Consider the following 11,785-nt stretch of genomic DNA (forward strand, 5'->3'; position numbering starts at 1 on the left):
GGCGTCCTAAGGCAGCGTGCGGTGCCGCACGCGAGGCGCCCCTCTGTCCTTTTGCCTGAGAGTTTGGAAGCGTGCTGCGGTCAGGCAGCTAGGGGAGGGGATGGCCGCTGGGGCCGCTCCTGTCCGCGCTCGCTTCGTGCCCCTTCGGCGCCGGTTCCGCTCCGATGTGGCCGGGGCGGGCGGTCTCTCCAGAGTTTTGTACACGCGACGGTATAGGGCCTGAGCGATTACGGGCGTTGCGCCTTCGGCAGCGGAGCCGGCGTGGGCCGGGCCGCTTCTCCCACCGCGTGGTCGAAGCGGCGATTATAGCCCGTGCCGGGGTGGGTGGGGGTGGTTCAGTCCGTCACCCGGCGAGCGTCGCCTGGGCCCCTGTAGGAGCGGCGCGAGCCGCGACCAACCGCAGAGACGTACGAAAGCGCATCCCTCCGAAGCCAGGGCCCGCAATCCTCGCCCGCATCATTTTCCGGCCGTCGGACGCTTCGGGTAACTGCGGTCGCCCAAACCTCTGCGGTTGGTCGCGGCTCGCGCCGCTCCTACAAGGGCTTTCGGACAGATCGAAACAAGTCTTGCGGCATCGGCCGGGCCGCGCGGGAGTATGCTGTCGGGCCCCATTCATGCGAAGAGGTCCGGCCATGGCCGACAGACCGTTCCGCCTGCTGCAAATCGATCACGTGGTGCTGCGGGTGCGCGACACCGCCAACATGATCGCCTTCTACTGCGACGTGCTCGGTTGCAGCGTGGAGCGGCGCCAGGACGCCATCGGTCTGGTCCAACTGCGCGCCGGCAGTTCGCTGATCGATCTGGTCGACATCGACGGCAAGCTCGGCCGCGCCGGCGGCGCCGGGCCGGGCGCGGAGGGCCACAACATGGACCACCTGTGCCTGCGCGCCGAGCCGTTCGACCACGAGGCCATCGTCGCCCACCTGCAAGCGCACGGCGCGCGCATCGGCGATTTCGGGTCGCGCTACGGCGCCGAGGGCGAAGGCCCGTCGCAGTATCTGTTCGACCCGGAAGGCAATGTGGTCGAACTCAAGGGCCCGCCCGAGCACGCGCCGGCCGATTCCACCGTTTCCCAAGCAGCGAGCCGATGAGCGAAACCGCCGCAACTCCCGCGAAGACGTCCTTGTCGATGCGCCGGCTGGCCCTGTTGCTGGGCGGCCTGGCGATGTTCGGGCCGTTCTCCATCGACACCATCTTTCCGGCGTTTCCGGCGATGGCCAACGAGCTGGGCGCGGACAAGCTGGAGATGCAGCAGACCATCAGCGTGTATCTGGTGGCGTATGCGCTGATGAGCGTGGTGCATGGGCCGTTGTCGGATGCGATCGGGCGGCGGCGGGTGATCATCGGCGGGCTGGTGGTGTTCACCCTGGCTTCGGTCGCGTGCGCGCTGTCGGAAAGCCTGCCTACTTTGCTTTTCTTCCGCGCGGTGCAGGGCTTGTCTGCGGGTGTTGGCCTGATCGTAGGCCGCGCGGTGATCCGCGACGTGCTGCACGGCGACGACGCGCAGCGGTTGATGAGCCAGGTGATGATGATTTTCGGCATCGCTCCGGCGATCGCGCCTATCATCGGCGGCTGGATTCTGGGCTGGGCGCATTGGCCGGCGATTTTCTGGTTCCTGGTCGCGTTCTCGGCGATGCTGCTGGCGGCGGTGATCTTCCTGCTGCCGGAAACCCATCCGCCGCAGGCGCGGCTGGCGCTCAAGCCCAAGCGTTTGCTGCGCGATTACGTGGCGATCTTCCTCAACCCGCGCTTCCAGCGTCTGACTGCGGCCGGCGCGTTCAATTTCGGCGCGCTGTTCTTGTACATCGCCTCGGCGCCGGCGTTCGTGCTCGACATCCTCAAGCTCAACGAACGCGAGTTCGCCTGGTTCTTCGTGCCGACCATCGGCGGCATGGTGCTGGGTTCGTTCGTATCCGGGCGTGCGGCCGGCAAGGTCAGCGGCGATCGGCTGGTCAATATCGGTTTCGGCTTCTGCGCGCTCGCGCTGGCGATCAACCTGGGCTACAACCTGTGGACCGACGCGCCGCAGGTGCCGTGGGCGGTGATCCCGATGTGCATCGGCGCGTTCGGCATCGCCTTGGTGTTTCCGATCGTGACCTTGTCGATCCTGGACATGTACCCGCATCAGCGCGGTTCGGCGTCGTCGTTGCAGGCGTTTTCCGGGTTGGTGGTCAACGCCTTGTTGGCCGGGGTGATCTCGCCCTTGCTCAGCGACAGCGCGCTGCATCTGGCGATCGCAGGTTCGGTGTTGACCGCGATCGCCTGGGGCTTCTGGCGCTGGGAGGCGCTGGTGTCGAAAGCCGCCTGCGCGCGCATCCCGGACGATGCGGTGGTGGTGGAGCCGCAGGACTCGCTGTAGTCCGTCCGGCCATCGTGGCCGGATCGGGCGGCGCAGCCTCGATCCGGCCAAGCCGTGCAACCTCAGCGCGGCCGCGCGGGCGTAAGCTGCGACCGCGGCGCCGATGCGCCGCACCGGCAGCCAGGCCGCTTGAATGCGCTCCCAGCCATGTGCACACGCTCATGCAGGAGGCGCCGCCATGGCCCAACGCAGAACCTTCCATTTGTTCGATGTCTCGGTGCGCCGGCGCATCGAGCTGAGTCCGTCGATGCTGCGTTTCGTCTTCACCGGCGATTCGCTGGCGCAGGCGCGCAGTTTCGGTCCGGACCAGCGGATCAAGATTTTCTTTCCCAACGACGCCGGCGAGCTCAGCGTGCCGCGCGGCGAGGATTGGTACGCGCGTTACCGCGATCAGCACCCGGCGCAACGTTCGCCGATGCGCACCTACACCATCCGCGCATTGCGCGCCGAGTCGGCCGAGATGGAAGTGGATTTCGCCGCCCACGGCGATGCCGGCCCGGCCTCGCGTTGGGCGATGAGCGCCAGGCCCGGCGACCGACTGGTGCTGATGGCGCCGCACGCCGATCAAGCCGAAGCCGGCGGAGTGGAATGGCAGCCGCCGGAAGATGTGAGCGAAGTGCTGCTGATCGCCGATGAGACCGCGTTGCCGGCGGTGGCCGGCATTCTCGAATCGCTGGCGGCGTTGGCGCGGCCGCCGAAAGTGCGCGCTTTCATCGAAGTGCCGTTGCGCGCCGATGCGGTGCCGTTGCACGGGCCGCGCGATATGCAGATCCATTGGCTGCCGCGCGCCGAGCATCGCGATGCGACCCCGGCCGACTACGGCGCCCGTCTGGTCGCGGCGATCCGCGCGGCGCAGCTGACGCCGACGCGGACGCAGACCGAGGAAACGGCGCTGGCCGAGGTGGATATCGACCGCGACATCCTGTGGGAGCAGGCCGAGGCCGCCGCGTCGGACTTCTACGCCTGGATCGCCGGCGAGGCCGGCGCGGTGATGGCGATCCGCCGGCATCTGGTGGCTGAGCGCGGCTTCGCCAAGTCGGCAATCAGCTTTATGGGGTATTGGCGCAAGGGCCGGGTGTTGGATTGACCGGCGCTCGTGCGAGCGACTGCGCAGGGCCGGATTGCGACGGAAGCAGCTTGCGCCGTTCCCGCCGCCGGAACGATTGCCGGGTCAGATCAAACCCGGATCGGTAATGCCGTGCTCGCCGGTTTCCAACTTAGGCGGGATCGAACGGCTCACTCCAGCCCAGAGCGCTGCGACGGAGCGTCGTATAGATCAGCATCGATGCGCCCGTCGGTGTACTGGTACCTGGCATTTATTACAGGGGGCGCTTGTTGGCGGCTTGCTCAGATTCTAAGTTGATTTGGCCGAGCGGACTGTCGGGTGAGAGCGGGATTTCGAGGTCGCTGGGCGTTTGCAATCTGGGGAAAACAATGGACAAGGGGAGAGTTATGAATGCTTGGTATTGGCAGCGCGCAGTATTCGCCGTCGCGCTGCTGCTTTGCGCGACGACGCAGGTAAAAGCGGATGTGGGGCTCATGTGTCGCTCCATGCCCGGAGGTTCGGTCGTGGTTGACGGCATCGTGCATCCGTCTCAGCCGATTCAAGTTTGCGAATTCGTCGGCGACCCCACTGATGGCGGCGGAAGCGTTGGGGGCGGCAGCGGTGGCACGGGCGGCGGTGGCGGCGGCGGCGGTTTTGGCGGGGGAGAGGACATCTATCCGGAAGGGCCCGCCGCTGCCTTTCCGGTCGGTCCATGCTCTGGGGGCGATGTGGATCGCGAGCAACTCGCGTTCGCGACCTACAAAGCCTGGATGGCCGCGCAGTACAGGAATACGGGACGGCAGATGATTCAAGACGCCAAGTTCCGTGCCGAGCAAGCGACGATCATGTTGGTGTTCTGGAAGGACGGCGCAGGCACTGGCGCGATTTACCGAAGGACAGACTCGAGCTACGCCTCAAGTCACGGCATGCTTGAAACCGTGGCCCCGCGTTGCGAGTGATAGGGGAAAGAGAGCCTGACCCTCTGAATGTAGCGGATGAACGCTTCGTTCCTTCCCGGCAAATCGCCGGGAAGGGATGCAGGGTGGCGTGCCCTATCCGTATCGGCCTCAAATCAAACCCGGATCGGTGATGCCGTGCTCGCCGGTTTCCAGGCGCCCGCCGAGGCGGCGGTAGTACTCCGGATCGTTGGCGTCGGTGATCGCGAAGTCGTACCACTGCTGGCTTTCGTCGAGCCGGATCGCGCGGTAGCGCACCGCGCCGGCGCCGAGGCGTTCCAGCCGCGATTCGTACAAGCCGTATTCGTCGGCGATGTCCAGCCGCAGCGGTTTGCGGTTGGGATTGCGCAGGGCCAGGATCAGTTTGCGCCGACGCAGGCGCAGGTCGGCAATCGTGGTCACGCTGGGGTTGCTGCCGTGCAGCGAGCCGCGGAATTCGCGGAAGAACCCGTTCGGCGCGAACACCTGCAAGGCGTAGGCGCGGGCGCTGCCGGTCTTCAGGCTCCAGTCGCCGTGCAGCGACTTGCCGGGTTCGACCGTGTAGCGGCGCGGGATCGCATTGGGTTCGAGCAAATCGTAGACGTGGAACACCGCCGCGACCCGCCCGGTGTTGGCGAAGCTCAGGCGGATCCGCCGCGCATCGCGTTCGACCCGTTCGCCGACCTGCAAGTCGTAAGGCAGCGCGCGCGAGGGCTTGATCCCGCGTTCCTGCTGCGGCGCGTTCGCCACCGCCGGCGGCTTGGGCTTGGGCAGCTTGCTTTGCTCGGCGACGATGCTGTCGGCGTTGGAGGTATCCGGCAGGGTCGGGATCGGTTCGTGGTGCGGGTCGAAGAAATTGAACGCGCTGGTCAGATCGCCGCACACCGCGCGCCGCCACGGGCCGATGTTGGGCTCGATCACGCCGAAACGTTTTTCCAGGAAGCGGATCACCGAGGTGTGGTCGAACACCTGCGAGTTGATCCAGCCGCCGCGGCTCCACGGCGAGATCACGTACATCGGCACGCGCGGGCCCAGGCCGTAAGGACGGCTGTAGTAGATCGCGGGATCGCTCGACGTGCCGTAGGCCGGGCCGCTGCGGCTGAGGTGATGTTCGCCGCGCAGATCCACGGTGGAGCCGCCGATCAGGCGGTTGTCGGCGTCCAGCGACGGCGCCGCCGGCGGCGGCATGTGGTCGAAGAAGCCGTCGTTCTCGTCGAAGTTGACGATCAGCACCGTGCTCGCCCACACCGCCGGATCGGCGGTGAGCGCATCGAGCACGCGCGCGGTGTAGTCCGCGCCCCAGATCGGCGCCGACGGGCCCGGGTGTTCGGAGTATTTGGCCGGCGCGACCAGCCACGACACCTGCGGCAGGCGGCCGCTGCGCACGTCCGCGGCCAGATCGTCCAGGGTCCAGGTCTTCAGCGCTTTTTCGGCCAGCGCCGAACCCGGCGCGGCGGCGCGGAACTGGCGGAAACCTTCCAGCGGGTTGTCGGTGAAGTTGTCGTCCATGTCCTGGTACAGCTTCCAGCTCACCCCGGCGCGTTCCAGACGTTCGGGGTAAGTGGTCCAGAAATAGCCTTCGGTCGGCGGGCCGAGATCGTCGAAGTTGTTCGCCACCGCCGGGCCGCCGCCGTCGCCGGAGGGATTGTTGTTGCCGGTCCAATGGAACAGGCGGTTGGAGTTGGTGCCGGTCTGCTGCGAGCAGTGGTACGCATCGCACAGGGTGAAGGCGTTGGCGAGCGCGTACTGGAACGGGATGTCGGCTTCGCGGTAATGGCCGAGCGAGCGCTCGGTCTTGGCCGGCAGCCACTTGTCCATCAAGCCGTTGTTCCAGGCGGCCTGGGCGTCGGGCCAGCTGTGCGGGGTGCCGTCGATGCGCTGCGCGCTCGTGGTCTTGGTGTCGATGTGGTACGGCTGGATTTCGCGGCCTTGCGCATTGGTCTGCTGCCACACCGGCTTGCCGCTGGGCAGCGGAATCGGGAAGCGGTCGCCGAAGCCGCGCACGCCGCGCATCGCGCCGAAGTAATGGTCGAACGAGCGGTTCTCCTGCATCAGGATCACCACGTGCTTGACGTCGCGGATGGTGCCGGTGACGCGCGCGGCGGGAATGGCCAGGGCCTTCTGGATCGCGGGCGGGAACAGATTCAGGGCGAGGCCGGCGGCAGTGGCGCCGGCGGCGCCGCGCAGGAAGCCGCGGCGTTGGGAGTCGGGTTGGTCGGTCATGGGGTCCGGGCGAAAAATCCGCTGGGGAGCGGTGGCTGGGGGAAGCGGCGGGCAACCGCACACGCAGCGTGCTGCGCGCGTATGGCATTGCTGTGACCGCATACCGACCGGTGAGACGACTTGTGCGCTAGCTCGCGGAAGTGCGCGCGCGCGCTCGCAGCCGCAGCAATAGATGAACGGGCAGCCCGGCGATCACCAGCACCGCGCCCCACAGCAACGCTTCCGCACCGATGCCGGCCAGCGCGTACACGCTGAACGCGAGCGCGAAGGCGGCGACGGTGCGGCTGCGGCCTTCGCCGCGCATCAGCCAGGCCGCGCTGCCGGCGAGGTAGGGCAGCAAGGTCGCCGCGGTCGAGAGCAGGATCGAGAACACGAACACCTGAACCAGGGAGCGGCTGAAGTTCGCCAGCACCAGCATCGAGGCGAGCGCGCTGCCGATCAGTACGCCCAGCCACGGCGTGCCGCGCCTGTCGATGCGCGCGAACAACTGCGGGAACACCCGGTCGCGCGCGGCCGCCAGCGGCAATTGTCCCGACAGCAAGGTCCAGCCGTTGAGCGCGCCCAGGCACGACACCGCCGACACCGCGGCCAAGGCGATGCCCGCGCCGGCGCCCCACAGCGCGGTCGCGGCGTCGGCCATCGGCGCCTGCGATTGCTTCAGGCTGTCGATCGGCAACAGGCCGACCACGACGGTGCAGGCCAGTACCGTAGCGATGCCGGCGAGCAAGGTGCCGAACACCGTCGCGCGCGGAACGTTGCGCTCGGGATTTTCGATCGAGCCGGCCGGCACGGTGGCCGCTTCCAGGCCCAGCAGCGCCCACAAGGTCAACGCCGCGGTCGCATGCGCGGCCTGCGCCGGCGACAGCCCGCTGGGATTGAACGGCCGCAGCGCTTGCGACGGATCCAGCCACCACAGCGCGACCACGCCGAACAACAGCAGCGGCAGCAACTTCAAGGCGGTGGCGACGATCTGCACGCGCCCGGCTTCGCGCACGCCGAGCAGATTGATCGCGGTGCACAGCCACAACGCGCCCAGCGCGCAGGCCGCCGCGCGCGCGGGCGTGGCGGTCAGCGCCGGAACCAGGGCGCCGACGGCGCCGGCGAAGGCGATCGCGATGGCCGCGTTGGCGCACCAGATCGAGATCCAATAGCTCCAGGCGACGATGAAACCGACCGTGTCGCCGAACGCGCGATGCGCATAGGTGTAAGGGCCGCCGCTCTGCGGCCAGCGCATGGCCATGCGGGCGAAGGTGAAGGCCAGCAGCAAGGCGCCGCACAAGGTGATCGCCCAACCGATCAGGCTGATGCCGCCGTACGGGGCCAGCGCCGCGGGCAGCAGAAACACGCCGCTGCCGATCATGTTGCCGACTACCAGCGCGGTCGCCGCCCACAGCCCGAGCGGCCGGCGCGCAGCCGCTGCGTGCGGCGCTTGCGATGCCGGCGCGTCCGGCTCCAGGCCGTCGGCGCCCATCGGCTCAGTCGCCGCTCGCGGCCAAGGCCGCGCGATAGGCCTCGCGCAGCAGTTCCTGGAAATGGTGCACGGCGTTCTCGCGCAGCGGATTCAAGCGCCCGGCCACGTACGAGCCGCTGGCCAGTCCGCGTTGCACGTCTTCGCAGATGGTCAGATCTTCCAGTTGCACTTCGTCGCTGAAGGCCAGATCGGCTTCGCGCCGTGCGCGCGCTTCGCCCGAGTCGTCGGGCGTGTAGTAGAAATCGAACTCGACCCGGCAACGCTCCGCGCCCAGCGGCACCACCCGATTGGTCTGCAGGCGGCCGGGCAGGATGTTGAGCATGGTGTTGGGCCACATCCAGTAATACAGCGCATCGCCGCTGCCGTACAAACCTTCGCCGCTTTCCAGCGGACTCCACTGATAGGAATACCAGCGTGCGGTTTCGGTGATGTAGCTGCGGTAATCCAGCAGGCGGTTGAGGCCCGGGTGGATGTGCGGGACGTGGTAGCCCTCCAGGTAGTTGTCGACGTAGACCTTCCAGTTGCAGGCCACCTCATAACCGACCCGGTGGTGGTGGCCGTAACCGGCCAGATCGCGCGTCTGGCCGATGCGCGCGGCGATGCCTTCGACGAATTCGTCGAACTCCATCGCGGTCGCGGCGGCGGCGAACACCAGGCCTTGCCACACCCGCACTTGCAGCGCCGGCAAGCGCACCTGGGCCGGATCGAAATCCGGCGCGTGATTCATCTCCGGCGCCGAACGCAGCACCCCGTCCAGGCCGTAGGTCCAGCCGTGATAGCGGCAGCGCAGCGAACGCGCGGCCAGGCCGTCGCAGCTGGCGATCGGCCCGGCGCGGTGGCGGCAGACGTTGTGGAAGGCGCGGATCTCGCCGTCGTTGCCGCGCACCGCGATCACCGGCAGGCCGGCGAAGTCGGCGACCACATGATCGCCGGCGCCGCGCAGTTGGCACAGGTGGGCGATCAATTGCCAACCGCGATCGAAAATCGCCGCGCGGTCCAGCGCGGCCATGCCGGGCTCGACGTAATAGCGCGCGGGCAGGGCGATGGCGTGGCTCAGCGGCTGCGGCGCGAGATCGGCGCGATCGGGCCGGAGGCGGGCGATGACGTTGGCGGCGGGCTCGGTCATGGCCGCAGTATCCGCCCGGGCCGGGCCGGGCGCAAAGCCGCTATTGCGGCCCCGCGCGGCCCGCGGGTGGCTATACTCGGGCTACTCCAAAGCAAGGGAATGCCATGAATCAGTCCGCTATCCCCGATGTAGCCCTGGTCGACAACACCGAACAGCGCACGCCGCTGGTGCTGGTGCTGGATTGCTCGGGCAGCATGATGGGCGCGCCGATCCAGCAATTGAACGAAGGCCTGAAGCTGCTGGAAACCGAGCTCAAGGGCGATGTGATCGCGGCCAAGCGGGTGCGCGTGCTGGTGGTGCGTTACGGCGGTTTCGACCATGCCGAGGTGGTCGGCGACTGGTGCGACGCGATGGATTTCACCGCGCCCGTGCTTGAGGCCGACGGCACCACCCCGACCGGCCGCGCGATCGATCTGGCCTTGCTCGAGGTCGAGAACGAAAAACAGCGCTTCAAGGCCGCCGGCATCGCCTACACCCGGCCGTGGCTGTTCCTGATGTCCGACGGCGTGCCCACCGACGCGTGGCAGGCCGCGGCCGGCCGCGCGCGCGAAGCCGAGGGCGCCAACAAGGTCGCGATCTTCCCGATCGCGGTCGGCGAAAGCGGCGACGACGCGATCATGGGCCAGTTCAGCAGCAAGGGCCCGGGCGGGGTCAAGCGTCTGCAAGGCCTGCAGTTCCGCGAACTGTTCCTGTGGCTCAGCGCCAGCATGCAGGTGGTGTCGCAATCGCGGCCGGGCGGGCAGGCGCAGTTGCCGTCCACCGACACCTGGTCGGCGGTACCGACCTGAGCGGCGGGGTCGCGGACATGGGCTGGCGAATTTACGCGGCATCGGCGACCGGAACCTCCCACCTCGACAAAGGCATTCCCTGCCAGGACGCCTGCGCCTTCCACGCGCACGGCGATGCGCTGGTGGCGGTGGTCTGCGACGGTGCGGGTTCGGCTGCGCGCAGCGATGTCGGATCGCGGGTGGTCGCCGATACCGTCGCGCGCGAGTTGGGCGAGCGTTTCCAGCGCGAGCCGGATTGGCTGGGCGAGGATCGCGATGGTTTCTTCGCCATCGCCGCCGCGGCGGTGCAGTCCGCGCGCGCGGCGTTGATCGAGATCGCGGCCGCCGATGAGGCGTCGTTGTCGAGTTACGCGGCGACCCTGGTCGGTTATGCCGGCGACGCGCACGGCGGCTGGTTCTTCCACATCGGCGACGGCATCGGCGTGGCCGAGGCGGCCGGCGCGGACGGCGAAGCCGCGGCCGAGCCGGTGGTGTCGCTGCCGGCCAACGGCGAGTACGCCAACGAAACCTATTTCGTCACCGGCGAAGCCTGGCGCGAGCAGTTGCGGGTGTTGCGCGCGCCCGCGCCGGCGGCGCGGCTGGCGTTGATGTCCGACGGGGCGATGCCGTTCGCGATGCAGAAGAACAACGCCGGCCTGTTCCAGCCGTTCTTCGAACCGGTGACGCGCTATCTGGCGTCGGTGGATGAGGCGCAGGGCAGCCGCGCGTTGCTGGGCACGCTGGAAGATCCGCGCACCCACGGCATCACCTCCGACGACAAGACCTTGTTGATCGCGCTGCGGGGCTGAGTCCGGCGATGAGCAGCCCCAGCACCGGCAGCATCATCCAGATCGGTTCGCGCCGCAGCCGGCTTGGCCCGCTGATCAAGAGCGGCGGCGCCGGCAGCGTGTATCTGCTGCCCGACGACGCCGACGCGGTGGCCAAGATCTATCACGCCCGGGTCGACCCGCCCAGCTACACCGACCGGATCGAAGCGATGTTGCAATTGCGCCCGCATCTGCCCGATCAGATGGAAGGCGGCAAGCGCTACGTGCAGATCGCATGGCCCGACGCGGTGGTGCGCGATGAGCGCGGCCGTTTCATCGGTTTCAGCATGCCGGCGCTGGATGTGGATTCGACTTCGGAAGTCGAACAAGTGCTGCAAGAGCGCCAGGCCCGCGCCGCCGGGCTGCCGGTCGGGCTGGGGCACAAGGTCACCCTGGCGGCGAATCTGGCCTCGGTGCTGGCGGCGCTGCATGCGCAGCACCATTACGTGGTCGATCTGAAGCCGGTGAATCTGCGCTTCTATCGCGCCTCGCTGTATATCGCCTTGCTCGATTGCGACGGCTTCAGCATCCAGGGCCGCGGCCGGCGTTTCCACGCGCCGCAGTACACGCCGGATTATCTGGCGCCGGAGTATCAGATCCGCGCGCTCGACGAAGCCGGCGAGGAAACTCAGGACCGCTTCGCGTTGGCGGTGGTGATCTTCCAGTTGTTGAACTTCGGCATCCATCCCTACAGCGGCCGGCCCGCGCACGACCGCGTGCCCACCGACGTGCCCGGGCGCATCCGCGAGCGCTGCTACGCCTATGCGCGACGCGGCAATCCGGCGATGCAGCCCAATCCGGTCAGCGCGCACGCGATGATGCCGACGCAACTGCGCGATCTGTTCGATCGCGCGTTCGGCGATGTGCCGGCGGCGCGGCCGAGTTCCAGCGAGTGGGGCGATGCCTTGCGCGCGTATGCGCAGCCTTCGCGCGGCCTGATCGTGGTCTGCGGCAAGAACCGCGAGCACCAGCATTACGCCGGACAGGCCTGCGCCTCGTGCGCGCGGCATGAGTTGCTGACCCGCACCGCGC

General features: G+C 68.1%; 10 protein-coding genes and 1 riboswitch. Of the genes, 7 read left to right on the forward strand and 3 right to left on the reverse strand.

What is annotated here, in order from left to right:
* Positions 1-198 precede the first annotated feature (198 nt).
* A riboswitch (glycine riboswitch) is annotated at positions 199-293 on the reverse strand.
* A gap of 339 nt (positions 294-632) precedes the next feature.
* The 4 genes from V7787_RS36330 (at position 633) to V7787_RS36345 (ending at position 4,363) form a co-directional block, all read left to right on the forward strand.
* On the forward strand, positions 633-1,091 hold the full coding sequence (locus tag V7787_RS36330; protein WP_336092296.1) for a VOC family protein: 459 nt from the start codon (positions 633-635) through the stop codon (positions 1,089-1,091).
* Positions 1,088-2,359 (forward strand): multidrug effflux MFS transporter, encoded by a 1,272-nt coding sequence (locus V7787_RS36335; RefSeq protein WP_336092297.1) that lies wholly within the window; start codon positions 1,088-1,090, stop codon positions 2,357-2,359. Before V7787_RS36330 ends, V7787_RS36335 begins: the two co-directional genes overlap by 4 nt.
* 178 nt (positions 2,360-2,537) lie before the next feature.
* Complete coding sequence (locus V7787_RS36340) at positions 2,538-3,446, forward strand: siderophore-interacting protein (protein WP_336092298.1); 909 nt, start codon at positions 2,538-2,540, stop codon at positions 3,444-3,446.
* Positions 3,447-3,811: 365 nt separating this feature from the next.
* On the forward strand, positions 3,812-4,363 hold the full coding sequence (locus V7787_RS36345; RefSeq protein WP_336092300.1) for a hypothetical protein: 552 nt from the start codon (positions 3,812-3,814) through the stop codon (positions 4,361-4,363).
* Positions 4,364-4,471: 108 nt separating this feature from the next.
* Here the strand turns inward: V7787_RS36345 and V7787_RS36350 are convergent, their stop codons facing one another.
* The 3 genes from V7787_RS36350 to V7787_RS36360 form a co-directional block, all read right to left on the reverse strand.
* Positions 4,472-6,562, reverse strand: coding sequence for a phosphocholine-specific phospholipase C (locus V7787_RS36350; protein WP_336092301.1), 2,091 nt, complete (start codon positions 6,560-6,562; stop codon positions 4,472-4,474).
* Positions 6,563-6,689: 127 nt separating this feature from the next.
* On the reverse strand, positions 6,690-8,033 hold the full coding sequence (locus V7787_RS36355) for an amino acid permease (protein ID WP_336092303.1): 1,344 nt from the start codon (positions 8,031-8,033) through the stop codon (positions 6,690-6,692).
* Positions 8,034-8,037: 4 nt separating this feature from the next.
* Positions 8,038-9,159, reverse strand: coding sequence for an aromatic ring-hydroxylating oxygenase subunit alpha (locus tag V7787_RS36360; RefSeq protein ID WP_336092304.1), 1,122 nt, complete (start codon positions 9,157-9,159; stop codon positions 8,038-8,040).
* Positions 9,160-9,263: 104 nt separating this feature from the next.
* On the opposite strand from V7787_RS36360, the gene V7787_RS36365 reads away from it, so the two are divergent.
* From V7787_RS36365 to V7787_RS36375, 3 genes are all read left to right on the forward strand, one after another.
* On the forward strand, positions 9,264-9,947 hold the full coding sequence (locus V7787_RS36365; RefSeq protein WP_336092306.1) for a vWA domain-containing protein: 684 nt from the start codon (positions 9,264-9,266) through the stop codon (positions 9,945-9,947).
* 17 nt (positions 9,948-9,964) lie between these two features.
* Positions 9,965-10,735, forward strand: a complete 771-nt coding sequence (locus tag V7787_RS36370; protein WP_336092308.1) for a PP2C family serine/threonine-protein phosphatase — start codon at positions 9,965-9,967, stop codon at positions 10,733-10,735.
* An 8-nt stretch (positions 10,736-10,743) separates the two neighbouring features.
* The coding region (locus V7787_RS36375) for a hypothetical protein (RefSeq protein WP_336092310.1) at positions 10,744-11,785 on the forward strand (1,042 nt) is incomplete at its 3' end.

This window comes from Pseudomonas sp. CGJS7 (assembly GCF_036961695.1).

What these genes read in the sequence shown, in the direction of transcription:
- V7787_RS36330 (WP_336092296.1), top strand. Translation starts at nt 633, where the DNA reads ATGGCCGACAGACCGTTCCGCCTGCTGCAAATCGATCACGTGGTGCTG.
- V7787_RS36335 (WP_336092297.1), top strand. Translation starts at nt 1,088, where the DNA reads ATGAGCGAAACCGCCGCAACTCCCGCGAAGACGTCCTTGTCGATGCGC.
- V7787_RS36340 (WP_336092298.1), top strand. Translation starts at nt 2,538, where the DNA reads ATGGCCCAACGCAGAACCTTCCATTTGTTCGATGTCTCGGTGCGCCGG.
- V7787_RS36345 (WP_336092300.1), top strand. Translation starts at nt 3,812, where the DNA reads ATGAATGCTTGGTATTGGCAGCGCGCAGTATTCGCCGTCGCGCTGCTG.
- V7787_RS36350 (WP_336092301.1), bottom strand. Translation starts at nt 6,562, where the DNA reads ATGACCGACCAACCCGACTCCCAACGCCGCGGCTTCCTGCGCGGCGCC.
- V7787_RS36355 (WP_336092303.1), bottom strand. Translation starts at nt 8,033, where the DNA reads ATGGGCGCCGACGGCCTGGAGCCGGACGCGCCGGCATCGCAAGCGCCG.
- V7787_RS36360 (WP_336092304.1), bottom strand. Translation starts at nt 9,159, where the DNA reads ATGACCGAGCCCGCCGCCAACGTCATCGCCCGCCTCCGGCCCGATCGC.
- V7787_RS36365 (WP_336092306.1), top strand. Translation starts at nt 9,264, where the DNA reads ATGAATCAGTCCGCTATCCCCGATGTAGCCCTGGTCGACAACACCGAA.
- V7787_RS36370 (WP_336092308.1), top strand. Translation starts at nt 9,965, where the DNA reads ATGGGCTGGCGAATTTACGCGGCATCGGCGACCGGAACCTCCCACCTC.